This is a genomic window from Microbacterium sp. MF43 (assembly GCF_012847295.1).
Taxonomy (GTDB): Bacteria; Actinomycetota; Actinomycetes; order Actinomycetales; family Microbacteriaceae; genus Microbacterium.
Window position 1 is genome coordinate 219,488 of record NZ_JABBDY010000002.1, and the last position, 25,083, is coordinate 244,570.

Below are 25,083 nucleotides of genomic sequence, written 5' to 3' on the forward strand. Positions count from 1 at the left end.
ACAGAAATGGAGCACTGTGGGATTTCTTGGGTCGCTTCTTCCAGGGGTGCGGGAAATGCGGCCGCCGCTCGCTGCCGGCGCCGTTTGGTTCGCGGTGGCCGTGCTCGTCCTTCGGTGGAACTGGACCGCCGCTTCGGCGGCTCTCCCCCTGCTGAACGACCTGTGGGGTTCGGTTGTTCAGTGGAACAACCTTTCAGCAACAATCCCGCTCGTCGCCGCAGCGACCTTCCTTGCGTACTTAGTGGGCACCGCGGCGCTCCCGCTTTCTAGGGTGTTCTCGGCAGCAGTGAACTGGCTCCTCGTCCGCGCAAGAAATGCCATCGCGAGCATGTCGTCCACGCGAGTCGGACGGCGCTTGCACCCCCTTGCCGTCCGCACCGCCTACGCACAATATGGGCGGCGCGAGGAAATGATTCGAGAACTAGTCCGCTCAACCTTCAAGCAGGCGGGCATCCCGTCGGAGGCCGCAGAGGCATTCGACACGTACCCAGCCCTTCGTGATCTGGCTGCACTGGAGATGAGACTGTGGAGCAACGCCGAAGAGCAGTACCAGGAGTATGACCGCGTGCGTTCGGAAGCGCGATTTCGCGAGGGTGTCTCACTACCCCTGGTGACGCTTGGCTGTTTCCTTTTGCCCTCCTCGTGGTGGCTCGGTGCTCCAGTTATCGCACTGGGCGTCGTGCTCTGCGTGCAGTCGCTGCAACTGCGAAACGAACAGACCGACCTGCTTGCCGAGGCGCTCAGGGCAGGGTTGATCGAGAGCCCGTTCGTGACCGGTACGAGGGACGCCCTTATCGAGCGCGGCTTCGACGACCGTGTGTCGGCGCCGGAGTGGCTCGCAAGGCTTACGGTGGCACACCGCTCAGCAAGCCCCGGCGCGTTCATCACCTATCCCAAGTCCCTCCGCTTCCTCGAGATCGACTGGTCGGTTCCTCGCACGAGCCTCGCGGAGAACATCCTCGAAGCGGCTGCGCCGGTCCGGAAGGTGTACGAGCAAGACGACGACCCACTGTTCGCGGAGAGCTTCAAGGACGAGGTCGACAGACACGTCAGTGAGTTGCTCGCTTCTCAGAACGAACTAGCGCCGAATGACGATCGCGCTTATCCAGATCAAGTCGCGTGGTTTGAACTGAACCCCGACGACGATTGGCGGCTGGAACCGTACCTTAAGGTACAAGCCGGCGTCGGGTGAAGTCGTATGGACGATCGACTCCAACGCAACCTCACGATCGGCCGTTGTGGCGATGGCACATCGTGGCTGGGTTTGTGCAACTGACGGAGGCGGTCGGTGGTAGTTGTAGTGGTCTTCCCACTGCTGGAGGCGTTCCGCGAACAGGCGGGTTTCGTCCAGAACCTTGCCCCGAAATCAGGTGCATCCGGGAAAGCGCGTTTTCGCGAGTACCCGAAACCGCACGGTGCGTCTCCGGTACCAGATGTCGCGTACAGGACTCGCGACAGCGCGGCATGGTCTGGCGCACCCCCGGCATCGAACGAACTCGCCGCTATGGGCTGATCCGCACCCTCGGCTCTAGATTGAGCCTGTGGATCCCGAAACGTCGATGTTCTTCGTCGGCCTCGTCGTCGGTCTGATGTGGGGCGCGATCTTCATGATCGTGCTGCGCTGGGCGAGCGGTCGCATGGCGAAGGCTCGATGGAAGCGCCGGCAACGCCGGGCGGCGCGCCACAACAAGCGCGAGCAACTCCCCCAGCTCTGGGCCACGGGAGCCGGATATCCCGCCGCCGGCGCCGCAGGAAATGCACGTCGAGCTCCAGGCGGAATCGACGACTTTCGCGAGGGCGATCGCGACCGACCTGACTTCAACCCCAGTCCCGGTCCGCGCGACTGGTAACCCCCTGGGCGTAGTACTGGATCCGAGCGCCGCCGGGCCAGGAGGGCCATTCGCCGAGCGGCGCCCGTCCCCCGACTGCCATGCTGGTGCCATGGCGCAGCCCAACGACCTTCTTGCGGTCCTCGTCGACGCGAGGGACCTGCAATCCACGCGGCGCTTCCGTACCGGCGGTCTGCAGGTCCGCAACAAGGGGAAGACCGGCGGATGACGCACAGGCCCGCCGCGTACGTCCGCCCGCCGATCGTCGGACCGACGTTCCACGACGCCGAAGGGGCTCTCATTCCCTACGGGAATCGATGGGAGGGGCCACCCCCGGAGGACACCTACTCCGTCGACACCCATCCGGAACGATTCGCGCCGATCCACGCGGTGGCCGATGCCCTCATCGCGCACCTTCGCGACGCATACGACGTCGAGGTGACGGACGACATCGAAACGAAGGCGGATCTGATCCACCCCGCCGTGGAGGCAGTCCGAGCGGTGCGGATCCAGCCGAAGGATCCGGCATCCGCTCCCCTGACCTTCGTGTTCACGAGCTACCCCGGGATCGTTCTGCACGCCGGTGCCCTGCACGACTTCCACTACCCGTCGTGCGGCTGCGATGCGTGCGACTCCACGTGGGAGGCAGAAGCGGCCGAACTCGAGAGGCACGTCGCTGCCGTCGTGAGCGGACAGTATCGCGAGTCGGTCGTTCGACGTCCGCGCCCGTGGGTCGCGTATTCGATGACCTACCCCGACGGCCAGACTTCGGGGCGAGGGCCCGCCCCCGACGTCCCGTCGAAACGCCTCAAAGCCGCCCGGCGGGTCCTTCGCGACATCCCGGGACACTGGGCGCCCTGGCCTCAGGCTTCTCCCCGTTCGTGAAAGGCCCGGGATGAAGACACCGTCGACCGAGTTCGGGACCGTACCAGCTGCCGCCGTCGTGAGCGCATGCCTCCGGGCACAGAGCGGCGTCCCGGCGCGATCGGGTGCAGCTCGCGCGTTCGGCCGCTCGCCGCTCTCGGCCGAGTCCCGATCGTGGTACGTGGGCGCGCTCGGCGAGCTCCACGTGGCAGAGCAGCTCGCGAGGCTCGGTTCGGGGTGGACGATACTGCACTCGGTGCCGGTGGGTGACCGGGGCAGCGATATCGACCACGTCGTCGTCGGTGCTGCGGGCGTGTTCACGATCAACACGAAGTTCCACGAAGATGCGAAGGTCTGGGTCGGCAGCAGGCGGCTTCTCTTGAACGGACAGAAGACCGACCACCTGCGCAACTCGAGATACGAGGCGCAGCGCGTCGCCCGGGCACTCAGTGCCGCGGTCGGCACGGCGATCGCGGTGCACCCCGCGATCGTGATCGTCGGAGCGCGCAGCATCACGATCAAGGAGCAGCCCGGCGACATCACCGTGCTGCGCGCGAGCGAACTGGTCCGCTGGCTTCGCCGCCGCCGGGCCATCCTCGACCCCGACACGAGTGGTCGGCTCGCGGAAACCCTGGCGAGCCGCCGATTCTGGCAGACGGATGGGGTAACCCCCGAAGAGCCCGTCGACATGGCCGCGTTCGGCGCGCTTCGTCGAGAGGTCAACGCAGCCCGTCGTGTGCGCGGAGCGTGGGTGCTGGCCGGCGGAGCGACCCTCCTCGCGGTCGCCGCCACGCTCACGACGAACGCGCTCGGAATGCTCGGGCTCTAGCCTCGAGCCCGCGCCGGCCGAGGCATCCGCCCCTCGATCACTGCTCGAGGAAGCTCACCGGATCGCGGGCGAAGGACAGACCTGACGATCGGATGGCCTCCTCGATCGCGTCGTGCTGCGCGGCGGGCGCCACGACCTGCACGTTTCCGGTTCCGTCGGCGGAGGCATCCGCGCTCGTGACCCAGAAGGAGCTCGCGCCGTACTCCTCGGCGAGCTCGGTGAGCAGCGCGACGCACCGATCGCGCTCACCCGGCTCGAACGTGAAGCCGAGGTTCTGCGAGTTGATCTCGACGATCCCGGTCGCCGGCAGTCCCGCCGCCTCGAGCAGCCGGCCGGCGTTCGACACGAGGGGCAGGACGGACGTGAACCCACTCGGTACCTCGAGCGCCACGAGGGCGAAGCGTCCGTCGTCCCAGACGGCCGGCTGCACCGCGAGTCCCGGAGCAACGCGACCGAGCTCGTCGACGAGGCTCACGGCGTCGAACCCGAAATCCGGGCATGCCCGGGCACCGTCCGATTGGGCCGGAGCCGGCGGCCCCGCATTCAGCGTCACCTCAGCCGCTCCGCCGACGCGGATCGTCCAGGTGACGGGATCGGCGTAGTCGCTCGCGCACGCGGCCTCGATCACACCCGACAGGCCGTCCGCGCTCACCGAGACCGACATCCACGATGTCGGGTGGGAGAAGGTCGGAGCCTCGACCCACCGCTCGTTGTCGACACTCTCGACGCCCGGAATCCCCGCGATCTCGGCGCCGAACTGGTCGAACTGCTCGCTCGGACGATCGAAGTGCGTCTCGTTCACCGTCCAGGCGAACAGCACGCCGGCCGCCAGCACCGCGACGACAGCACCCGTCGCGAGCGCCCACGGCCACACGCGCACCCCGCCCTGTCGGCGCGCAGGCTCGCGCGGCGCGGCCTCCACCACGCTGCCCTGCTCAGACCCCAGTCCCATCGGCACGCTCGCCCCCTCGCGAAGATTGCATGCTCGTTGTCGAGGAGCGTACCGCCCGGATGGCAGTGCTGACGAGAGTCCGCGGCATCCGACCAGCCGTTCGCGTTCCGGCTCAGCGCGCGTCGGTTGCGGATACAGCTCTGGCGCCGGATGCCGCAGCAGTGGTGCAATCAGCGCATGGGGGAACACAATCCGACCTTCGTCGACCGATCACGTCCGTGGCGCGCGGTTATCGCCGGCGTCGGCGGACTCTGGGCCCTGGCGATCCTGCCGTTCCCGGCGTCGGAGTTCGGAGTGCCCTGGTACGACTGGGTGTTCCGCTACCGCGCCTACTTCTGGGCGCGCGAGGCGGTGCACGATCCCTACATCGTGTTCGGCGCGCTCGCGGCGATCTCCTTCCTCGTGATCGGACTGGCGGTGCTGCCCGATCTGCGCCGAACGGGATGGGGAGGCACGGCGATGGCGTGGCTGATCATCTCGGGCGCGCCGGTGACCGCGCTCAGCTACGTCAACACCCCCAAGGACGCCCCGCTGCACTTCCTCTGGGGCGCGGAGGCCTTCGTGCTCATCGCCGTCGGCCTCGCCGGCATCGTCGCCGCGATCACGGCCGGATCGCGGTGGCGCCTGTGGGTGCGCATCATGCTCGGACTGACGCTGCCGCTCATGGTGGCCGGAACCCTCGCGACCGGGTACTGGCCGCACGGCCCGCTCATGGTGCTCGGCATCGAGGCGGTCGTGATCATCCTCGCCGCGCCGAGGGATGCCGCACCCGGCTCCGTCTCCCCCGGTGAGCGCTCCGGCGCCGAGGTCCGCGTGGGATCCGACAGCTGAGGCTGCTCCCAGGCACCCCCGGCGCGAAAGACACGCGATCCGTCCTGATCCAAGAGAGAAGTGGACAAGCGCGTAATAGCGCGCTCCGTTCCGCGTCTCCCAGATGAGGCACCTGGCTTACCTCACCGCCGCCCCGCATCCTTTCCTCAAAACGGCTGCGGGGCGGCACTCATTCATCTGCGGCATCCCGCGGGGGTCGGGCGGCGCCGCTATCGTCGACACGTGCGCACCTCCGATCTCGGCGCCGACGCCGTCATCGACGCCGTCGGCCGCTTCCTGGAGGACGGCGCATGAGCGATCCCCGCGACCCGCTCGGTCTCACGGCCGACGCACCGCTGCTCGAGGCGTGGCTGCGCTTCACCGCCGACGTGCGCGACGGCCGGAGCATGCCGATGAGCATCCCCGGGCACAAGCACCGCCGCGACCTCGTCGGAGACGTCATCGCCGGCGACGTTCCCATGCTGGCCGGTCTCGACACGATGAAGCAGGACCATGCGCTCCTCGCGACGGCCGAGGCGCGCGCCGCCGGCGCGTGGGGCGTGGACTGGTGCCGGCTCTCGGTCGGGGGATCCACCCACGCCAACCAGGCGTCGGTGCTCGCGCTGGGCCGCCCCGGCCAGAGCGTCGTGGTCTCGCGCACGCTGCACCGCTCGGTGCTGCTCGGACTCGTGCTCGCCGGCCTGACTCCCGTGTGGGTGCACCCCGAGATCGATGCCGCGACCGGCCTTCCCGGCGCGGTCCCGGTCGACGCGGTGCGGACGGCGCTGCGCGCCCACCCCGACGCGTGCGGGGTGCTCGTCGGCGACCCCTCCTACGTCGGCACCATGTCCGACATCGCCGGACTCGCCGACGCCGCTCATGAGGCCGGCGTGCCGCTCGTCATCGACGCCGCGTGGGCCGCGTACTTCGGCTTCTCACCGCGCGTGCCGGCCCACGCGCTCGCGCGCGGCGCCGACGCGCTGGTCACGAGCGCTCACAAGACGCTGCCCGCCTGGAGCCAGTCGGCGCTGCTCCTCGCCCGCACGACGCGGACCGGTGGCCTGCTCGACCCCGACCGCCTGGAGCGGGCGTTCGAGGCATCCGCCACCACCAGCGCCGCAGGCGCGATCCTCGCGAGCGCCGATGCCTCCCGCGCGCTCCTGCAGCGCGATGGCGCCCGGCTGGTGGGGCGTCTCGTCGACCTGGTCGCGACGGCCCGCGCCTCGCTCGCGGCGGTGCCCGGCGTCGGCGTGCTCGTCGACCGGCCGGCGGACCACCCCGACGGAGCACTCGCCGTCGACCCCGCCAAGCTCGTCGTCCTGCTCGCCGGCACCGGCGCGCACGGCCATGCCGTCGAGAAGGACCTGCTGGCGCAGGGCATCACCCTCGAGATGGCCGATCGCGACGTGCTCGTTGCGGTGATCACGCTCGCCGACGACGAGACGACCGTCGCCCGCTTCGTCGACGCGCTCGTCGCCGCGATCGAGCGGCACCGCGGCGAGCCATGCCGGATCACCGCCTCATCGGCGTGGAGCGTGCGCGCCGACACCGCGATGCCCCCGCGCGAAGCGTTCTTCGCTCCGCACGAGACGGTGGAAGCGGATGCCTCGGCCGGCCGCGTCTGCGCCGAACTCATCGCCCCCTACCCACCCGGGGTTCCCGTGCTCGCGCCGGGCGAGGTCATCACGACGACCGCGCTCGAGGCCCTCCGCGCGACGCGAGCGGACGGCGGACGCATCGCCTACGCGGCCGACCCGACCCTCGTGACCATCCAGGTCATCGCCTGAGCACAGCGGGAGCCTTTCGCTCCCTGCGCCCGCGCGTCATACTTGCCCTGCTCCGCCGTCTCGCCCACGAAGGAGGCGCCATGGTCGACCAAAGGGTCCGAACGCGTGACCGCTGGCGTGAACTCGACAGGATCACCGGCATCGTCGGCCTTGTCGCCACCGTGCTGCTGTTCACCCCCATCATCGCCATCTCCACGCTCGGCGAGCCGGGATTCGACGGCTCACGCGATCAGGCAGCCGAATTCTTCCGCGCCGGCGACACTGCGTGGGTGACGGCCGCGCAGGCGACGGCCGCCGTCGGCATGCTCGCGTTCGTCTGGTTCGTCGGATGCCTGACCACCCGGCTCCGCGCGACCGAGGGCGATCCCGCGTGGCGCTCCACCGTCGCGCTCGCCTGCGGCGTGCTGGTCGCGGCGTACGGCGTCATCGACGCCAGCTGGGACGCCGCCTTCAACCGTGGGGACGAGCTCGAGCCGTCCGTCGCGCTCTTCGCCTTCGACCTCGGCAATCTCGGGTTCGCCAACGCCTGGCTGGCACTCGGAGGCTTCGCGCTCGCCACGGGGTGGGCGATTCTCGCCGGACGCGCCCTCCCCGCCTGGTGGGCGTGGTGGGTGATCGCCGCGGGCATCGGGCTCATCGCCGTGCGCTTCTTCTGGGAGGGCTACGCGTGGACGGCCCCGTACTTCCTCTTCTGGATCTGGGTGATCGCCGTCTCGATCCGGCTGCTCGCACGCCCCGTCCGACCCACCGGTGAGTGAGACGCGCCGCGCATCCGTCGACCGCGGTGCGGGGACGCGGCAGGATGATCGGGTGCCCTCGCCTCAGTCCCTCAGCGAACCTGACCGCCGCCTCCTCGCCGCGTGGGCGGCGGACTGCGCCGAGCGGGTCCTGCCGCTGTTCGAGGCGGAGAACGCCGACGACGGCCGGCCCCGCGACGCGATCGCGCGCGCACGCGCCTTCGCGCGCGGCGAGCTGACCGCAGCCGGTGAGATCCGCCGACGATTCGTCGCCGGACGTGCCGCCCACGCGGTGACCTCGCCCGCGGCGATCGCCGCCGCCCGCGCCGCCGCGCAAGCGGCCGGCGTCGCGCACATGGGAGCCCACGCACTCGGCGCTGCGGCCTATGCGGCGAAAGCCGCAGGGGTCGATCCCGAGGCCGCGACCTCGGCCGACGACGACGAGATCGAGTGGCAGCTCGGCCAGGCGAGCCCGGCCGTCGTGGCGGCGCTCCTCCTGCTGCCTCCTCTCGGCGAGGACTCCGCGGGGCCGCTCGGCGCGGGGCTGCTCGCCTCCGGCGAGCTCGGCCGACACATCCGCACCATCCAGGCGAAGCTCGCCGAGCCCGCCGAGCGGGCCTGATTCCGGCGCCCACCCGGCCGGCGGCGGGCGCGAATCAGAAGCGGCGCATCACGTCAAGCCCCATTCCCGCGTGCCGACATGAGGCCAATCTGGGCTTAGCAATGCTCCCCTCGCCGGACCATCAGGAGGCACCGCCATGATTGCGACGTCGACAGTCAGCGACATCCGCCGTCGCCCCGAGCTCGTCGGGGTCGGGTCCGGGGGCTGGGTCGCGTGCGATCCCGACGCGGCAGCGGATGACCCGCACCGCGTGGTCGCCTACCTCGAATGCAAGGACGAGATCGTCTACGTGCTGTGGGTCGCCGGCTCGACCGGCGTCCGCGAGTTCGACTCCCTGCCCGACGCGCTCGACGCGATCGCCGCCCGGCTGGCCGACCGCGTCAGCTGAGCCTCACGGCGTCATGCCGCTGACCAGGAGCAGGCACGGCCCGATCACCGTGAGCCACGTGGCCGCCGAGACGATGAGGATGCCGGTCGCGATGGGGCGCGTGCGCGGGAAGAACATCATCACGATGGCGACCGCGGCGATGATGATGAACGGCCACAGCCAGCCGAGCACACTCCCGATGATCCCGAGGGTGGCGAAGACGATCACGCCACCGATGGCGTAGGCGCCGCAGCCGATGCCGACGCCCGTCCCGACCCCGGCGCCGAAGCTCATGCCGCGCTTGGCGGGCGGAGCGTACGCTCCCGGCGGGAGCGAGCCGGGCCCGGCCGCACCGATCGCGGGCGGGACCGCGCTGCCCGGCGGCGGCGCGTAACCGGACGGCGGCGCGTAGCCGCTCGGCGGCGCATCCCCCTCGTCGGGCGCGGCGTCCGGGGCAGGTGGAGCAGAGTCGTCGGCCGACCCGTCGGCCCCGACGCCGGGCGCCGCGGATGCACCGACGCCGGGCGCCGCGTCGGCAGCGTCGCCGGTCGCGGCGTCGCCGGGCTCATCGGGCGTCGGCTCTCGAGGATCCTCAGGCGTGCTGGTCATGCGGAACCGTCCTCTCTTGCTGGTCGGGGGCGGGAAGGCGGAAGTCCCCGCGACGCGCCATCCAGACGATGCGCGCGAGGAGGAGCGGGATGGTGACGGCGAGGAACAGCTGCGGACGCGTGAGCCCCATCCACGCGACCTCGTTGCCGCGGACGAACTCGACGAGGAACCGGAAGATGCCGTACGCGGCGATGAAGAGCGTGAGCGTCTCCCCCGCCGCGATCGGGCGGTGACGCAGCCAGAACCACAGCACGACGAAGGCGGCGGCGTGGAAGACGATCTCGTACACGAAGCTGGGATGCAGCCCGACGCCCGCGGGGGAACCGACCCGCGCGGCGGCGGCCGGGTCGAGCACGATGCCCCAGCCGGAGCCGGTCGGGGTTCCGGGTTTCTCGGTGAGGAGGCATCCGATCCTCCCGATGGCGAGCGCGAGCGCGACCGCCGGCGCGAAGAGATCGCCGGTGCGCAGCGGATAACGCACGATGCGCTTCGCGACGTGCACCCCCAGCCAGGCCCCCACGAGCGCCGAGAGCATCGATGCGTTGCCGTAGGCGAGCTGGTCGATCAGGCTGAGGTTCCTGCTCGGATCGAGGTGCTGCGCCCACGTGCCCAGGCGCGAGAAGAGCGCCGCGCCGACCAGCGCCCCCAGCACGATGTAGGCGATCCGCGGATCGGAGACGCCCCGGCGCCGCTTCTCCACGAGGAAGACGACGCCCGCCGCGGCCAGGCCGAGGGCGACGAAGGCAGAATGCGTGTCGAGCGGCGGCAGCCACGGCACGAGATCCTGCAGCGTCGGGAACACGGTCAGCCCAGGATCCGCACCCAGAGGGCGACCCAGAACGGGATGGCGGCGAGCGCCAGCACGGCGATGACCGACAGGTAGACGAGCACGAGCCTCGTGTCGCCCAGCTTGCAGCGCGAGCGCAGCAGCCCGTCGCGCCGCGCCTTCGCGTATCCGGCGATCGCGACCCCTGCGAACGCGGCGACAGCGATCGGGCCCAGCAGGCACGCGATCACCGCGATCGTCGTGAAGACGCACAGCCGCAGCGGATCGAACGGGGGTGCGGGATCGCCCACGCTGTCGTCGCGCTGGTTGAGGTGGCTGAAGTCCGCGGCGCTCATGCGACGGTCACCGGAATCTGGCGACGGCCCGTCGCCGTCGAGAGGCGGGTTCGCGACAGCGGCGCCCACGCCTGTACGGCGCAGAACGGCGCGCACTGGTGGGCGTCGGTGGTCTCGTTGACGGTCGCCACGTGTACGCAGCACTGCGTGAGGCGTTCCTCGATCATCGTGTTGATGTCCATGAACGGCTTCACCGTCACGCGCAGCACGCGCTCGCCCATCATCTTGCGCAGCCGCTGATGCTGGCCGGGAAGCTGCGAGGTCGCCAGCGTCGCCAGCGTGCCGATGCCGAGGTCGCAGTTCGAGCAGATGTCGCGCCAGATCGACGACATCGACGGATGCGACAGCGAAGACTGCTCGCTCAGCAGATCGAGCAGCGAGTTCTTGACGACGTCGCGGATGGCCTTGTTGATCTGCGAGTCGGCGATGCGGTTGGCGATCATGTCGGGCTGCAGCTCGAGCAGCTCCTTCAGCCGGTCGTGCCCGATGAGTGCCGTCAGCGACTTCCAGTCGCCCGAGTCGTCCTTGAGCAGGTAGCCCACCGAGCAGCAGTGCGGATGACTGCACGGCAGCGCCGTGAGGTCGCGCCAGGTCACCTCGCCGTCGGTCTGCGGACCCAGCCGGGCGAGCACGCCCGTATGCGTGAGCCGGCTCTCGGGGTCGATGCCGGCGCTGCGCCCCGAGCCGAACACCGGCTGGATCGTGACTCCCCCGACATAGGGCGTCGCCATCGCCCGCCGGATCACCGCACCGATCTCGCCGTCGTTCACCCCGAGCGCCGCCGTCATCGTGAGCGTCGTGAAGACACCCGCCTCCGACAGCCGCTCGAGCGCGCGCTGCTTGAATCTGCGGATGTCGGCACCGCGATGGTAGGCGGATGCCTCGGCCGACTCGCCGTCGTACTGCAGGTAGATCTCGACCCGCTCGCGGTGCTTCTTGAGCGTCGCCACGAGCGCGTCGTCCTGCGCGATGCGCAGGCCGTTCGAGTTGATGAGGATGCGCACGACCGGGCGCGCGACGAGATGCTCCAGCAGCTGCTCGAGCCACGGGTACAGCGTCGGCTCGCCGCCGGACAGCATCAGCACGTCGATGCGGTCGTTCTCCTTCGCCAGCCGTGCGTCCACCGATGCGAGCACTTCGGCGAGCGGCGCGACCGCCGTGGCCGCAGGCCCCGACTCGGCGAAGCAGGTCGGGCACCGCAGGTTGCAGTGGTCGGTGAGGTCCTGGAGCAGAATGCACGTGTGCTGGGTCTGCATCTGCGGCAGCCCGTCCTCATAGGCGGAGGGAACCGGCTTGAAGTTGCCGATCGTGTCGGGCCCGTGCACCTTCGTCGGCGCCGTCCACTGCTCGAGGTATTTCAGGATCTCGGCGGACTCGTCGTACAGCGTGCTGATCAGGCCATGGTCGGGGCATCCGCGTTCGAGCCAGATCGTGCCGTCGCGGTCGGCCAGCCAGCCCGAAAGCCGGCGGACCTCCGACAGCGGCCGGTCGGGATCCTCCTCGTGGCAGCGCGGGCAGAACGCGTTGACGTAGCGGTGGACGCGGTAGTCCCGCAACGGCATGCCTGTCCCTGCGGTCTGGCTCATCCGCTCACGATAGCGGCGCGGCGTGCCGCACCGGGAGCGCCGGGCCGTTCCGGCGGCGGCCCGAGGATGTCAGCCACCCGCCGGACCGCCGTTGCGCGTCAAGAGTGAGGCGCTAAGGGACCGATCGGTGCGGTGGAGTCCTACCCGACCGGCGCGGGTCGCGCTTTGCGATCCTGGGTGAAATCACGGTCGGCCCAGTACACCGGATCGACGGCGACCAGCACGTCGCCATCTTCGATGATCTGAACGAAGCCACGGTACGGCTCGCCCGTCGTGAGCACACCGGTGACCTGGACCACCACCGAACCGTCCTCGAGTGGTTCGGTGCCGAGGATCTGGGCCGGCCGCACAGGAACGGCGCTCCCAACGACCTCGAGGGACATGGCGCACATCGTCTGGTCCGACGCATGCTCCAGGCAGAAACTCACTGAATCGGGGCGCCCGTCCGCCGCGACGACGGAATCCTGGATCCTGTCGAACGCCGCCAACGCGGCTCCTTCGCCCACAGCGCTGTCAGAATGCCACCCGGCGGCCATCGCCCCCGAGGCGACGGCCAGTGCTACGCAGCCGAGCCCGACCGACGTCGGCCAAAGAATCTTGGCTTGAACCATCACGCTTCCTTACAGAATCGGGACGCCGGTGATATCCCATGCGAGTGTATAGGTGGGCCGCTGCCCGTTCGGAACTCCCACGGCGATCTGGGACTGCACGGCACGTTCGCTGCTAGCAACTCCTGAATCACGCCACATACTCGTGAACGAACCCGCCGCGGACCCCTTGGTGATGTCGTTGATCTGCGGCAGCCCGTCCTCGTAGGCCGAGGGCACCGGCTTGAAGTTGCCGACCGTGTCGGGCCCGTGCACCTTCGTCGGCGCCGTCCACTGCTCCAAGTAGGTCAGGATCTCGGCGGACTCGTCGTACAGCGTGCTGATCAGGCCATGGTCGGGGCATCCGCGTTCGAGCCAGATCGTGCCGTCGCGGTCGGCCAGCCAGCCCGAAAGCCGGCGGACCTCCGACAGCGGCCGGTCGGGATCCTCCTCGTGGCAGCGCGGGCGATAGCGGCGCGGCGTGGCGCACCGGGAGCGCCGGGCCGTTCCGGCGGCGGCCCGGCGACGTCAGCCGCCCGCCCCACCGCCGTTGCGCGTCGATCGCCGCTCGATGAGGACGGTGTCGCGCCACTGGCCGGCGCGGGGTCCGACCAGTGTCTGCGCGATGCGCTCCCGGCGTCCGACCACGCGGAACCCGTTCTTCTCGTGCAGCCGCAGGCTCGCCTCGTTCTCGGGGAAGACGCTCGACTGGATGGTCCAGAAGCCTGCGGCATCCGCCCGCTCCACGAACGCCTCCAGCAGGCGCGCGCCCACCCCTTCTCCCCTCCGCGCGGGGTCGACGTACACCGAGTGCTCGATCACCCCGCGGTAGGCGGCACGCGCCGAGACCCGGCTCGCGGCAGCCCACCCCACGACCGCGCCGGCGTCGTCCACGGCGACCAGCCGCGGATCGCCGATCTTGCCGGCGTCGAAGTCGTGCCACGACGGGGTGGCCGTCTCGAACGTGGCCTCGCCCTCGGCGATGCCCGCCGCGAAGATCGCTTCGACAGCGGGCCAGTCGCCGGGCGTCATCGGACGGATCTCGATCACGAGCAGCATCCTCCGCCTGCCTGGTCGGTGGAGCACACGCCGGTCGCCGGGAGCGTAAGGGCAACGGCGCTCGCGGCGGACATGTCGCCGGCGATCCAGGCGGTCACCGACCGCACCTGCTCGTACCCCGTCGCCAGGAGGAAGGTCGGGGCGCGCCCGTACGACTTCATGCCGACGAGGAAGAACCCGCGCTCGGGCTGAGTGAGCTCGCGGAAGCCATGCGGCTCGACCGTGCCGCAGGAGTGCACGTTCGGGTCGATGAGCGGGGCGAGCAGGCGCGGCGCCTCGACGATGTCGTCGAGGTCGAGCCGCACCTCGCGCAGCATGGCCAGGTCGGGCCGGAAGCCCGTCGCGTTCACGACGACATCGGTCTCGTGCGACGCGTGCTCGCCCCGGCGCGTGCCCACGAGCCGCACTCCTCCGTCGGCGAGAGGCTCGACGGCGCCGATCTCGAACGAGTCGATCAGCTCGATCGCACCCTCTGCCACCAGGCGGTCGAGCCGCGACCCGAGCCGCGCGCGGTCGGGCAGCTCGTCGCCGGGGTCGGACGACACCCGCACGGCGCTGCGATTGCGGATCAGCCACGCGACGCGGGTGGGCGTGGACTCGGCCAGCTCGGCGAGGCGGATCAGCGTGTTCGCGGCGGAGTGCCCCGCCCCGACGACCGTGACGCGGCGTCCGGCGAACCGTTCGCGGTCGCCGCCCGTCACGTCGGGGAGCGCGTGGGTGACGGCATCCGATGCCTGCTCCCATCCGATCGGGTCGAGCCCGGTCGACCCCAGCGGGTTCGGCGACAGGTAGGTTCCGGAGGCATCGATCACCGCGCGCGCCGAGAGCTCGCTCACGACGCCGTCCTCGACGACCCGCAGCACGAACGGCGTGCGGTCGCGCCCCGCGGTGCGCGTGCGGTCCATCCCTTCGCGCGCGACGGCGACCACCCGCGTTCCGAAGCGGATGCGCGGGCCGATCTCGTCGAGCGCGGCGAGCGGCTCGAGATACTGCGTCACGAGCTCGCCGCCCGTGGGCGCACGGTCTTCGGCGGGGATTCGCCAGCCGGATGCCTCGAGCAGCCGCCGCGAGGCAGGATCGACGAGGTAGCGCCACGGCGAGAACATCGGCACGTGCCCCCACAGCCGGATCGACGAGCCGACACTCGAGCCCGCCTCGAGGATCACGAAGTCGATGCCTCGCTCGGCCAGGTTCGCCGCGGCGGCGAGTCCGACCGGTCCGGCGCCGACGATGGCCACCGGCAGGGCGGTGAGGCGGTCGGTCGTCGGCACTCTCGGCGTGAGCTCCAGCAGGGTCATGGCTCCTCCATATCGATCGATGTCGATGTTCAGTATGGGCAGGTCTATCGATGGCTGTCAATATCGACTATTGTCGATGCATGGTCACGACGCTCCCCGTCACCGACATCACCGCGACCGCGTGCTGTCAGCCGCTCGCCACCGAGCCGCTCGCGCAGCGCGACGCCGAGCAGCTCGCCGGCACGCTGAAGGCCCTCGCCGACCCGGCGCGACTCCGGCTGCTGTCGATCGTGGCCGCCAGCCCCGACCAGGAGGCGTGCGTCTGCGACCTCATCGAGCCGATCGGTCTCGCGCAGCCCACGGTGTCGCACCACCTCAAGGTACTCACCGAGGCCGGCTTCCTCTCGCGCTCCAAGCGCGGCACGTGGGCCTACTACCGGCTTCAGCCGGGAGCCCTCGACCAGGTCTCGCAGCTCCTGGCGCCGTAACCCGCACGCACGACAAGAAGGGCCGCCCCGAGGGGCGGCCCTTCTTGTCTAGTGGCGGATGCCGAGGCATCCGTCCCCGCTCAGCGGATCTTGCGACGATAGATCGCCGTGGCGAACCCGTAGGCGACGACCAGGATGCCCACGCACCAGGCGAGCGCGACCCAGATCTCGGTGCCGACGGGCTGCTGTGTGAACAGCGCCCGGATGGTGTTCACGATCGGCGTGACGGGCTGGTTCTCGGCGAACCAGGCGACCGGCGCCGGCATGGACTCGGTGGGCACGAACGCCGAGCTGAGGAACGGCAGGAAGATGAGCGGGTACGAGAACGCGACCGCTCCGTCCATCGTCTTGGCCGTGAGGCCCGGAATCACGGCCAGCCAGGTCAGCGCCAGCGTGAACAGGAAGAGGATTCCCGCCACGGCCAGCCAGGCCCCGACGCCGGCGCCGGTGCGGAAGCCGAGCAGCAGCGCCACCCCGACCACCACGACGAGCGAGACGCCGTTGGACACGATCGACGTCAGCACATGCGCCCACAGCACGCCCGCGCGCGCGATCGGCATCGACTGGAAGCGTTCGAAGATGCCGCCCTGCATGTCCTGGAACAGCCGGTAGGCCGTGTAGGAGATGCCCGAGGCGATCGTGATGAGGAGGATGCCCGGCAGCAGGTAGTCGACGTACGAGCCTTCGAACGAACCGGTGTCGATCGCGCCGCCGAAGACGAAGACGAACAGCAGCATGAACGCGATCGGCATGACCGCCGTGGTGATGATGGTGTCGGGACTGCGGGAGATGTGCCGCAGCGACCGGCCGGTGAGGACGGCGGTGTCGGCGAGAGCGTGCGTGGTCATCGGAGGTCCTTTCGTGTCGTGGCACCGCTCGCGTCCGCGGCGGGGCCCTCTTCGCCGGAATCGCCGACGAGAGCGAGGAAGACATCCTCGAGCGAGGGCTGCTTCTCGATGTACTCGACCTGAGCGGGCGGCAGGAGCTGCTTGAGCTCGGCGAGCGTGCCGTTCTGGATGATCGTCCCCTTGTGGAGGATCGCGATGCGGTCGGCCAGCTGCTCGGCCTCGTCGAGGTACTGCGTGGTCAAGAGCACGGTCGTGCCGCCCTCGGCGAGCTGCTTGACGGTCTGCCACACCTCGATGCGGGCCTGCGGATCGAGGCCCGTCGTCGGCTCGTCGAGGAAGATGACCGGCGGATCGCCGATCAGGCTCATCGCGATGTCGAGCCGGCGACGCATGCCGCCCGAGTAGGTCGACGCCTTGCGGCCCCCCGCGTCGGTGAGGGCGAAGCGAGCGAGGAGCTCGTCGGCCACCGCACCGGGATCGTCGAGATGGCGGAGCTTGGCGACCAGGACGAGGTTCTCACGACCCGTGAGGATCTCGTCGACCGCCGCGAACTGCCCCGTGAGGCTGATCGAGTCGCGGACCTCGCCCGCCGCCGTGGCGACGTCGTGTCCGTGCACGGACGCGGTGCCCGCGTCGGCCTTCAGCAGCGTGGCGAGGATGCGGACGAGCGTCGTCTTGCCCGCGCCGTTCGAGCCGAGCAGCGCGAAGATCGAGCCCGCGTCGACATCGAAGTCGACGCCCCGCAGGACGGAGAGGTCTTTGAACGACTTCTCGATTCCGCGAACGCGGATGGCGGTGGTGCTCATTCGGAATCCTCCTTGTTCAGTCCGCGGATGGTGTCGTTGAGACGGTCGCGCTCCTTGTCGATCCAGCGCTTGCCGGCGTAGGCCGCGGCGAAGGCCTCGGCGAACTCGACCGGGTCGTCTCCGACGATGTCGTCGACGGGGGTCTGGTCGGCCGCGGCCCGCTCCCAGAGGTCGGCGAAATCGTTCAGCATGGTGATCATCACGGCGGGGTCGCCGTCGGTGATGCCGCCGTTGTACATGAAGTAGCGCTCGAAGGCTTTCGCCGCCGTGCCGTAGGGCTCGGGCAGCGCCGCGATCCGCGCCTTGTACTGGCGGTACGCCCGCTTGTCGTCGAGCGAACCGGTCAGGAATTCGATCCACTTCGCGGCCATGTCAGTTCTCTCCTTCGGTGTTTTCGGTGTGGAGCTGGTCGATCCGTTCGGCGAGGAAGCTCCACGTCCTCCAGAACTCTTCAAGCTGCTCGCGCCCCTGCGGGTTGAGCGTGTAGACCTTGCGCGGCGGGCCCTTCTCCGACGGCACCTTCTCGACGTCGACCAGGCCCTTCTGCTCGATGCGGACCAGGAGGGCGTACACGGTGCCCTCGACGATGTCGGCGAATCCCTGGTCGCGAAGCCGTGCCGTGATCTCGTATCCGTACGCGGGACGGCCGGCGAGGATGGCGAGCACCATCCCTTCGAGAGTGCCCTTGAGCATCTCGGTCATCTGATTGCCCATAGCGCCTCACCTCCTTCTACTCTGTGTCGCTGAGTACTACTAGACGGTAACACTAAGTACCGGTACTTGGCAACACTGAATAGTCGACGCGTTTCGACTCGCTCCGCTCGCTCGACGACCGGGGGGAACGGGCGTGCGGAACGGGCATGGGGGCGCGGGAGGGGCGGCGGGAGATCCGCGCACGTGCGCGGGAAAATGAAGATCGCCCCGGGGCCGGAGCCTCGGGGCGATCATCATGCGATGTGCGGTTTCCGTATCGGGTCCCTTTCGGGTCCTTCGTGTCTGTTTTCTCTTCGCAGGACCGAATCTACTCAGGGACCGGACGTCGTCAAGAGTTCACGAAGAAGTCGATTCGACGTCAGGTTGAACGTGAGGAACCGGCCCTCTCCGCTCAGCTGGAGAAGCGGTTCTGCATGGCCTCCAGGCTCTTCACGTTCGCCTTGCCGTGCGACTTGCCGGGTGCCGACACACCGTTCACGGTGGACGTGTCGAACGCGAACGTCATGATCGCCGCCGCGACCGCGTCGGAGTTCACGTCGAGCGCCCACAAGTTGATGTTGCCCACGAGGTCGTAGTACTCCTCGAGAGCGGCATACAGCGCATCGTCGTGACCTTCACCGGTGAGGTTGTCGCACGGCTCGTGGTAGCAGGGGTCGAGCTGCGCGGCGGGCACGCCGCCCCACACAGCCGCTTCCGCCGCGGTCTTGGGAGCCTCGGCTCCGGTGAAGAGGCCGCCGGCGGGAACGCCCACCGCGATGAACGGACCGTAGTCCGAGCGCCCCGAGAACTCCGTGCCCTTGTACGGCTCGCCGACGCTGTCGTAGAACGACTCGAAGACGTCCTCGATCTGAGCCGAGCCCTCCGGCACCACGACCGGCGCGGTGAAGTCGGACTCGTCGCCGTCGTAGATGCCGAACGTGTAGTTCGGCGACGCGATCATGTCGAAGTTGAGGTACAGCGCGATGTCGCCGATCTCCTCGTCGGTCAGGCTCGCGACGTAGTGCTCCGACCCGAGCAGCCCGCTCTCCTCAGCACCCCACCACGCGAAGCGCACGGTGTTGTTGGGCTTGGTCTTCGACATCTGGATCGCCGTCTCCAGCAGCGCTGCGCTGCCCGAGCCGTTGTCGTTGATGCCCGCGCCGTCCTGAACGCTGTCGAGGTGCGCGCCGGCCATCACGGTGTTGTCGTCATTGCCCGCGGATGTCTCGGCCAGCACGTTCCACGCGGTGCGCACGTCGGCGTCGTACGACACCGTCACGCGAACAGTCGAGTTCGGCGTCGAAGCCAGGTCGACACCGGTCGCGTACGTGGCGAACACGGCCGGGATGGTGAGTCCGGTCGCGTCTCCGATCATGTTGATCAGACCGGTGCGGCCGGGCTGGCCCTCGTTCATCACGATGACGGCCGAGGCGCCCGCCGCCTGCGCGTTGAGCACCTTGACGGCGAAGCCGCACGTGCCGCGCTGCACCAGTGCGACGCTGCCTGCCGGCATGCCGGCGAAGTCCGCCGCCTCACAGCCGCTGTTGCTCGAGTTGGCCGGACCCGCAGGGTTCAGCACGAGGTCGACCGGGTACAGCGCTCCGGTCGCCGTGCCCTCGGGACTGCCGGAGTCGAAGGTGTTGCGCGTGAACTCGTCCTCGTCGGCGAAGACGCGAGGGTTCGGGCTGATGCGGATGAGTTCGTTGTTCTCGTCGAAGTAGTCGAACTCGAAAGCCTGCACCGTCGGCGTGTAACCGGCGGCTTCGAGCTCCGCGACGACGTAGTCGACGGATGCCTCGTACCCCGGCCGCCCGGCGGCACGGTCTCCGTACTGGTCGGCGATGTCCTGGAACGCCTCGAGGTGCTCCATGACCCCTTCCAGCGTCACGGCTTTGGTGATCTTCTTCACCGAATTGTTGTTCGGCGCCGCGTATGCGGGACTCGCGAAAGCGACCGACGCGCTCAAGGCGGCGATGGTGGCCACCGCCCAGACGCGCCTGTTGTTGATCGGCATGGTGCTGCCCTTTCTGCCGACGACCCCTTTGGCATCGGCTTCCTGCGGGCAGACTGGCACAGCGTCGCGGCGAGTACTAGCCCCTCCGCCGACAGCGCGTTCGCAGGGGTGGGATGCCGCGGCATCCCACCCTCGGATCACTCGTGACCGACGAGCTTGAGTCCGACGACGCAGCCGACCAGGCCGAGGATCAGCAGCATCTTCACGATGGAGAAGGATTCGTCACCGGTGATCATCGCGTACGCAACCGTGAGGGATGCGCCGATGCCGACCCAGACCGCGTACGCGGTGCCGGTCGAGATGTCGCGCATCGCCCACGCGAGGCCGCCCATGCTGAGCACGAGCCCGACGCCGAAGACGACGGCCGGCCAGAGTTTCGTGAACCCCTCGCTCTTGCCGAGCGCCGTGGCCCAGACCGCTTCGAGGATGCCCGAGAGGATGAGGATGACCCACGCCATGACTGTGCTCCTGGCCAGTCTTGTCGCTTACCGGGTACTGATCCGTCGTCCGGGGATCCGGTCGGGATCCGCCATCCACGGTAGCCGACCTCCCTGCGCACCCCCTGTGCACCTCGGGGTCAGACGAGGAAGAGCCAGTCGAGCACGCCCGGGTTGTGCGCATGCACCAGCACGAGGAAGACGACCGCGTCGAAGAGGAGGTGCACCGTCACGACATACGCGAGCGAGCGGGTGCGCATGAAGATGAAGCCCATGAGGAAGGCGAAGGGGATCGTGAGCACCGGCCCCCACGCCTGATACCCGAGCTCCCACAGGAACGACACGAACACGATGCTCTGCAGGACGTTGGCCTGCCAGAACGGGAAGTGGCGGCGCAGCAGCGCGAAGCACGTGCAGATGAAGAAGAGCTCGTCCCAGATGCCGACCGCCCCCACGCCGACGAAGAGCCGCGCGATGAGATCCGGGGTGTCGACCACCGGCCAGTTGAGGTACACGCCCGACGTGATGAAGTAGAACGGCAGGATCAGCCACCCCAGCACCAGCACCGCCGCCAGCCACGACCACTGGAAGGCGGTCCATCGGCCGCCCCCGCGCCACGGGAAGCGGATCGCGTGATCGCGGTACACCCATCGCGAGATCGCGTACGGCACCGCCACCGCGCCGCCGAGCGCGACGGCGAACCGCAGGATCGCCACGTTGTCGAGCTCGGCCTTGAGCGGGATGGCGCTGACGATCAGCAGACCGATCGCGATGAGCGACAGATCGCGCAGGATCGACGGCCGCCGCGGCGACCCCGGTTCTTCCTCGGCGCCGGCGGGGGAGGCATCCGCCCGCTCCACGACGAGCGCGAGCACCAGCCCCACGGCCAGCAGCACCCAGCCGAGCCACGCCACCCGCACCACGAAGAACGCCGGCGCGGCCAGGCACACCACGAACGCGGGAGCCAGGCGCCACGACCACGCGGGCAGCGTCGTGACGGGCGCGGCGGCGGGATGGGCGGGCATGGGTCTCCGGTTCAGTGGTCGAGCGGGTGCGCCATCTCATCCTGCGGCATGCGGGCCACCACATAGGCGATCGCACCGAGGAAGAGCGGGATGACGCCCGCCGCGATGAAGATGGCCTCGACGGGGACGACTTCGGCGAGCGGGCCGGCGAGCGCCATCGACAGCGGCATGAGGGCGAGCGAGACGAAGAAGTCCAGACTCGACACGCGACCGAGCATGTGCGTGGGCACGCGCCGCTGCAGGAGCGTTCCCCAGATCACGTTGCCGTAGCTGAAGCCGAACCCGACGAGGAACAGGCACACCGCCATGAGCCAGTACTCGTGGGTGATGCCGACGATCGCGAAGGGCAGCGTGCTCACGCCCCACACGCCCATCATCGCGGTGAGGTAGCGCCGGGGCAGCTTCATCGACGACACGAAGATCGAGCCCGCCACTCCCCCGATCCCGTAGATGGCGAGGAGGAAGCCGAACAGCCGCGGGTCCTCGCCGACGCGGTCCCGCGTGACGAACGGCAGCAGCACCTCCTCGGGTCCGACGAAGACCAGCACCCAGCCCGTCGCGAACAGGAGCGTCCACAGCAGCCACGGCGTGCGGACGGTGAAACCCACCGCCTCCTTCAGGTCGTGGAACACCCCGCGTACGCCCTCCGGCGCCTCGCGGACCTGTCCGGCGGCGGCCTCGGGCTCGGGCCGCACGAACAGCAGCAGCACGAGCGCGACCGCGTGCGCCGCGACGACGCCCCACGCGGCGTGGGCCGGCGCGAGGACCGCCGCCACGATGATGCCCGCAGCGGCGGGTCCGGCCGCCTGTTGAAGAGCGGGCCGGATCGCCCCCTCGAGACCGTTGGCCGCGAGCAGCTGAGCGGGCGGGAGGATGCGCGGCAGGATCGCGCTGTACGCGGGGAAGAAGAACCCGGCGCCCGCACCGAGGAGGAAGGCGACGATCGTCAGGTGCGGGATCGTGACGACTCCCAGCACGCCCGCGACCGCGACCGACGTGATCGCGAGCAGGTTGACGAGTTCGACGATCCGCAGCAGCAGCCGCCGGGCGATCCGGTCGGCGGCGATGCCGCCCGGGATCGCGCACAGCAGCAGTCCGACCGCGTTGGCGGCGGCCACGACCGACAGGTCGACGGGCCCTCCGCCGGCGCCGATCACCGTGTAGACCATCACGACGGCCCACATGCCTGCGCCGAAGATCGACAGCACCACCGCCCCGAACAGCATGCGGAAGTCGCGATGACCCAGCGGGCGCACGAAACGCCACGGGTCCCGCGCGCCGGGCGCCTGCTCCGCCCCGGGGGCGGTCACCGGCTCGCGCTGCTCGCCGCTCATCGCCTCGGGACGCGCGCGTACGCCAGATCGCGGATCTCTCGTCCGACTCGCGCGCCCTTGCGCTCGAACGCCGTGAGCACGCGCCCGTCGAACCGGGGCGCCCACTCCCCCTCGAACGCCGGCGCGAAGTCCGGAGCCTCCGCCATGACGTCGCGCATCTGGCGCGCGTAGTCCTCCCAGTCGGTCGCGAGCCGCAGCATCCCGCCGTCCGTCAGCGCCCGCGCGGCGAGCGCCGCGAACTCCGGCGTCACGAGCCGGCGTTTCGTGTGCTTCTTCTTGTGCCACGGGTCGGGGAAGAACACCCAGAGTTCGGAGACGGATGCCTCGGGCAGGAGGTGCTCGAGCACCTCGGGCGCGTTCGCCTCGACGAGCCGCAGATTGCGCGCGCCCGCCTTGTCGGCATCGAGCATGGTGCGGGCGAGCCCGGCCTTGAAGACCTCGATGGCGAGGAAGTCGGTGTCGGGGCGGGATGCCGCGGCATGCACGATCGCGTGGCCCTGACCCGACCCGATCTCGACGATGAGCGGGGCCTCGCGCCCCCAGACCTCCGCGGGCCGGATGGCCGAGCCCGGGCGGACGCTCGTCGACGCGATCGCACGGGGCGACTCGATCACGTACCGCGGCGAGAGCTCCTCCCACGCGCGCTCCTGCGCCTCGGACATGCGACCGCTCCGCCGCACGAACGACACCGGCCGGTCGCGGAAGGTGCGTGCGGGAGTCTCGGCGGGGGGAACGGGGTCGGACACCCCTCCAGGCTACCCAGGCCCGCCGACGGCATCCTCTCCGCGCCGACCCCGCCACACGGCCTCGCCCGCGACGAACACGACATCGGAGGTCCCGTCGACGGGCACCGCCCAGGCGCGGCGGTCGAGCGCGCCATCGAAGGACAGGTAGGGATCCCCGGCGGCCTCGCCGGGCGCGAGCGCCTCGGCGGCGCGCTCGCGCACCGCGGCCGGGTCGAGCCACGCGCGCGCGTCCTGCGGCGTCCCGAACCTCGACGTGCGCCGGTGGGCGAGGTCGGGCATCAGCTCGACGAAGCCGAGGAGCCGGTTCCCCGACACCTGCGGCACGAACCATGCCGCGAGCTCCCCGCTTGCGTCGCGGATGCCGATCGGGTCGCCGAGCAGAGCCGGGTCGTCCGCGAACTCCCCGGCTCTGCTGCGCACCTGTGCGAGATCTGCCATGACTAGATCTTGGTCACCTCGGCCGTGTAGGCGTACTGGTACGTCTGCGTGGCGAAGTTCTCCCACCGGGTGATCACGCCGGCGTTCGGCGGCCAGGGGTCATAGACCAGCAGCCCCCGGTTGGACCCGCCGAACAGCACCGGGATCCGCGTCTCGGTGAAGCCGGCGACGGTCCGGGAGTGCCCCGGCACGAAGCTGATGAGCGGCCGGTTGGCGCGGATCTCGTTGCGGAACGTCGCGAACGTGGGATTCGTGATCATCGTCACGTCCAGTCCGTTGCCGGTGAGCGCCTCCAGTGCCGTGACGACGTGCGCCACCTGGCTGTAGGGAAGACCGTTCGGATTCGACTTCGTGCCGAGGCCGAGCTCTTCGGCCAGCCGGTCCTGCGTGTACTCGTAGCGGTAGAAGTCGAGCAGCATCTGGGAGCTCGCCCCCACGCACCACACGTTGGTCTCCTGCCCCCGCAGCTCGTAGCAGGGGGTGTGGTGGCTGGTCCGCAGCGAGTAGCGGATCTCGCGCGTCTCGACGAGCTGGAAAACCAGGATGTCGCGCCACACATCGGGATCGATCTCGTACACGCGGCGCGGGATCTTGAGCTCGCCGATGCTGCGCAGCCGCTCGTGGAACCGCTTGGCCCGCGAACGTCGCTGCGTCGCCGGAAGCTCTTCGATGAGACTCCACCGCTCGAAGTTCTCCGGCTCGAGCGGCGTGCGCTCCTTGCTCTGCGCACCCGCCGGCGGCACCGGCTCCCACGTGAAGAGCTCCAGCAGCGCGATCTCCTCCCCGCCGCGGAGGAACTGCACTCCCAGCTTCGGATAGCTGTAGGCGACGAATCGCGCCTCGTCGGCGCCGTCGACCTCGTACCCTCGGCGTCGCGCGACCTCGCGCGCCTCGCCCGTGAGCGCATCCGGGTTCCAGATCATCCCGTCTGCGTACGCGATCAGGACGTCGCCCATCACCGGATCCGCAGCCACGTCGGCCGCGCCCAGCTGCTCGCGCCCGCGCTCGACCGGGAGCCGATGGAAGAGCACCGCCCCCGTGATGTCGTACACGGGCGTCGCCTGAGCCGACACCTCCGCTCCGACCAGGCGCTCCTTGGGGAAGACCCCGGCGAGCGCCAGCGCGTTGAGCTCGACTCCGGCGAGCATGCGCGCGTCTTTCGATTCGATCTCGGCCATGACGGCCACCTCCTCGGTAGACAGGCGAGCCCCGCGCTCGCCCCCTCCTCAAGGAGTGCCCGGCGGCCCCTCGCGATA

30 protein-coding genes and 1 riboswitch are annotated in these 25,083 nt (G+C 69.7%); of the genes, 10 read left to right on the forward strand and 20 right to left on the reverse strand.

Features of this window, described 5'->3' with window-relative positions; translation table 11 throughout:
- Positions 1–94 precede the first annotated feature (94 nt).
- The 4 genes from HF323_RS05355 (at position 95) to HF323_RS05370 (ending at position 3,522) form a co-directional block, all read left to right on the forward strand.
- Complete coding sequence (locus HF323_RS05355; RefSeq protein WP_169581559.1) at positions 95–1,192, forward strand: hypothetical protein; 1,098 nt, start codon at positions 95–97, stop codon at positions 1,190–1,192.
- Between the two features lie 349 nt (positions 1,193–1,541).
- Positions 1,542–1,850 (forward strand): hypothetical protein, encoded by a 309-nt coding sequence (locus HF323_RS05360; protein WP_169581560.1) that lies wholly within the window; start codon positions 1,542–1,544, stop codon positions 1,848–1,850.
- Positions 1,851–2,054: 204 nt separating this feature from the next.
- Entirely contained in the window at positions 2,055–2,714 is a 660-nt protein-coding gene (locus HF323_RS05365; protein ID WP_169581561.1) for a DUF6226 family protein, read from the forward strand.
- Positions 2,715–2,724: 10 nt separating this feature from the next.
- On the forward strand, positions 2,725–3,522 hold the full coding sequence (locus tag HF323_RS05370; protein WP_169581562.1) for a nuclease-related domain-containing protein: 798 nt from the start codon (positions 2,725–2,727) through the stop codon (positions 3,520–3,522).
- A 37-nt stretch (positions 3,523–3,559) separates the two neighbouring features.
- Here the strand turns inward: HF323_RS05370 and HF323_RS05375 are convergent, their stop codons facing one another.
- Entirely contained in the window at positions 3,560–4,480 is a 921-nt protein-coding gene (locus tag HF323_RS05375) for a hypothetical protein (protein WP_169581563.1), read from the reverse strand.
- Between the two features lie 171 nt (positions 4,481–4,651).
- Here HF323_RS05375 and HF323_RS05380 point away from each other — a divergent pair, with 171 nt between their 5' ends.
- From HF323_RS05380 to HF323_RS05400, 5 genes are all read left to right on the forward strand, one after another.
- A complete protein-coding gene (locus HF323_RS05380; protein ID WP_169581564.1) occupies positions 4,652–5,305 on the forward strand; it encodes a hypothetical protein in 654 nt (217 codons plus the stop codon).
- 290 nt (positions 5,306–5,595) lie between these two features.
- The gene (locus HF323_RS05385) at positions 5,596–7,071 is read left to right on the forward strand and encodes a decarboxylase (RefSeq protein ID WP_169581565.1); all 1,476 of its coding nucleotides are present in this window, start codon (positions 5,596–5,598) and stop codon (positions 7,069–7,071) included.
- An 80-nt stretch (positions 7,072–7,151) separates the two neighbouring features.
- Entirely contained in the window at positions 7,152–7,829 is a 678-nt protein-coding gene (locus HF323_RS05390) for a hypothetical protein (protein WP_169581566.1), read from the forward strand.
- A gap of 52 nt (positions 7,830–7,881) precedes the next feature.
- Positions 7,882–8,430, forward strand: coding sequence for a putative immunity protein (locus HF323_RS05395; RefSeq protein WP_169581567.1), 549 nt, complete (start codon positions 7,882–7,884; stop codon positions 8,428–8,430).
- Positions 8,431–8,566: 136 nt separating this feature from the next.
- Positions 8,567–8,818, forward strand: coding sequence for a hypothetical protein (locus HF323_RS05400; protein WP_169581568.1), 252 nt, complete (start codon positions 8,567–8,569; stop codon positions 8,816–8,818).
- 3 nt (positions 8,819–8,821) lie between these two features.
- Here the strand turns inward: HF323_RS05400 and HF323_RS05405 are convergent, their stop codons facing one another.
- The 8 genes from HF323_RS05405 to HF323_RS05440 form a co-directional block, all read right to left on the reverse strand.
- On the reverse strand, positions 8,822–9,406 hold the full coding sequence (locus tag HF323_RS05405) for a hypothetical protein (RefSeq protein ID WP_169581569.1): 585 nt from the start codon (positions 9,404–9,406) through the stop codon (positions 8,822–8,824).
- The gene (locus HF323_RS05410) at positions 9,390–10,208 is read right to left on the reverse strand and encodes a prolipoprotein diacylglyceryl transferase family protein (protein WP_169581570.1); all 819 of its coding nucleotides are present in this window, start codon (positions 10,206–10,208) and stop codon (positions 9,390–9,392) included. The genes HF323_RS05405 and HF323_RS05410 overlap by 17 nt, the downstream gene beginning before the upstream one ends.
- 2 nt (positions 10,209–10,210) lie before the next feature.
- Positions 10,211–10,528 carry a hypothetical protein gene (locus tag HF323_RS05415; RefSeq protein WP_211160318.1) on the reverse strand — a complete coding sequence of 106 codons (318 nt, stop codon included), beginning with the start codon at positions 10,526–10,528 and terminating at the stop codon, positions 10,211–10,213.
- Positions 10,525–12,114, reverse strand: coding sequence for a radical SAM protein (locus HF323_RS05420; protein WP_223169207.1), 1,590 nt, complete (start codon positions 12,112–12,114; stop codon positions 10,525–10,527). Before HF323_RS05420 ends, HF323_RS05415 begins: the two co-directional genes overlap by 4 nt.
- Positions 12,115–12,254: 140 nt before the next feature.
- Entirely contained in the window at positions 12,255–12,725 is a 471-nt protein-coding gene (locus HF323_RS05425) for a hypothetical protein (protein ID WP_169581571.1), read from the reverse strand.
- Between the two features lie 9 nt (positions 12,726–12,734).
- Positions 12,735–13,004, reverse strand: a complete 270-nt coding sequence (locus tag HF323_RS15380; protein ID WP_223169208.1) for a hypothetical protein — start codon at positions 13,002–13,004, stop codon at positions 12,735–12,737.
- A gap of 225 nt (positions 13,005–13,229) precedes the next feature.
- Positions 13,230–13,760 (reverse strand): GNAT family N-acetyltransferase, encoded by a 531-nt coding sequence (locus HF323_RS05435; RefSeq protein WP_223169209.1) that lies wholly within the window; start codon positions 13,758–13,760, stop codon positions 13,230–13,232.
- Complete coding sequence (locus tag HF323_RS05440) at positions 13,748–15,058, reverse strand: NAD(P)-binding domain-containing protein (protein ID WP_169581572.1); 1,311 nt, start codon at positions 15,056–15,058, stop codon at positions 13,748–13,750. Before HF323_RS05440 ends, HF323_RS05435 begins: the two co-directional genes overlap by 13 nt.
- An 80-nt stretch (positions 15,059–15,138) precedes the next feature.
- Between HF323_RS05440 and HF323_RS05445 the strand changes: the two genes are divergently transcribed.
- Positions 15,139–15,486 (forward strand): metalloregulator ArsR/SmtB family transcription factor, encoded by a 348-nt coding sequence (locus HF323_RS05445; protein WP_169581573.1) that lies wholly within the window; start codon positions 15,139–15,141, stop codon positions 15,484–15,486.
- Between the two features lie 80 nt (positions 15,487–15,566).
- Here the strand turns inward: HF323_RS05445 and HF323_RS05450 are convergent, their stop codons facing one another.
- The 11 genes from HF323_RS05450 to HF323_RS05500 all read right to left on the reverse strand — a co-directional run bounded on the left by HF323_RS05450 (position 15,567) and on the right by HF323_RS05500 (position 25,005).
- On the reverse strand, positions 15,567–16,334 hold the full coding sequence (locus tag HF323_RS05450) for an ABC transporter permease (protein WP_169581574.1): 768 nt from the start codon (positions 16,332–16,334) through the stop codon (positions 15,567–15,569).
- The gene (locus HF323_RS05455) at positions 16,331–17,140 is read right to left on the reverse strand and encodes an ATP-binding cassette domain-containing protein (RefSeq protein WP_169581575.1); all 810 of its coding nucleotides are present in this window, start codon (positions 17,138–17,140) and stop codon (positions 16,331–16,333) included. Before HF323_RS05455 ends, HF323_RS05450 begins: the two co-directional genes overlap by 4 nt.
- Positions 17,137–17,511: a DUF1048 domain-containing protein gene (locus tag HF323_RS05460; RefSeq protein WP_169581576.1), complete on the reverse strand. Its 375-nt coding sequence runs from the start codon at positions 17,509–17,511 to the stop codon at positions 17,137–17,139. Before HF323_RS05460 ends, HF323_RS05455 begins: the two co-directional genes overlap by 4 nt.
- 1 nt (position 17,512) lies before the next feature.
- Complete coding sequence (locus HF323_RS05465) at positions 17,513–17,854, reverse strand: PadR family transcriptional regulator (RefSeq protein WP_169581577.1); 342 nt, start codon at positions 17,852–17,854, stop codon at positions 17,513–17,515.
- 391 nt (positions 17,855–18,245) lie between these two features.
- Positions 18,246–19,847, reverse strand: a complete 1,602-nt coding sequence (locus HF323_RS05470) for a M20/M25/M40 family metallo-hydrolase (protein WP_169581578.1) — start codon at positions 19,845–19,847, stop codon at positions 18,246–18,248.
- Between the two features lie 137 nt (positions 19,848–19,984).
- Positions 19,985–20,305 (reverse strand): multidrug efflux SMR transporter, encoded by a 321-nt coding sequence (locus tag HF323_RS05475; RefSeq protein WP_169581579.1) that lies wholly within the window; start codon positions 20,303–20,305, stop codon positions 19,985–19,987.
- A 9-nt stretch (positions 20,306–20,314) separates the two neighbouring features.
- Positions 20,315–20,378: riboswitch (guanidine-III (ykkC-III) riboswitch) on the reverse strand.
- 46 nt (positions 20,379–20,424) lie between these two features.
- Complete coding sequence (locus tag HF323_RS05480) at positions 20,425–21,309, reverse strand: CPBP family intramembrane glutamic endopeptidase (protein ID WP_169581580.1); 885 nt, start codon at positions 21,307–21,309, stop codon at positions 20,425–20,427.
- Between the two features lie 11 nt (positions 21,310–21,320).
- Entirely contained in the window at positions 21,321–22,643 is a 1,323-nt protein-coding gene (locus HF323_RS05485; RefSeq protein ID WP_169581581.1) for an MFS transporter, read from the reverse strand.
- A complete protein-coding gene (gene trmB / locus HF323_RS05490; RefSeq protein ID WP_211160363.1) occupies positions 22,640–23,305 on the reverse strand; it encodes a tRNA (guanosine(46)-N7)-methyltransferase TrmB in 666 nt (221 codons plus the stop codon). The genes HF323_RS05485 and trmB overlap by 4 nt, the downstream gene beginning before the upstream one ends.
- A gap of 93 nt (positions 23,306–23,398) precedes the next feature.
- Positions 23,399–23,827 carry a hypothetical protein gene (locus tag HF323_RS05495; RefSeq protein WP_169581583.1) on the reverse strand — a complete coding sequence of 143 codons (429 nt, stop codon included), beginning with the start codon at positions 23,825–23,827 and terminating at the stop codon, positions 23,399–23,401.
- Positions 23,828–23,829: 2 nt separating this feature from the next.
- Entirely contained in the window at positions 23,830–25,005 is a 1,176-nt protein-coding gene (locus HF323_RS05500) for a C39 family peptidase (protein ID WP_169581584.1), read from the reverse strand.
- Positions 25,006–25,083: the final 78 nt, after the last annotated feature.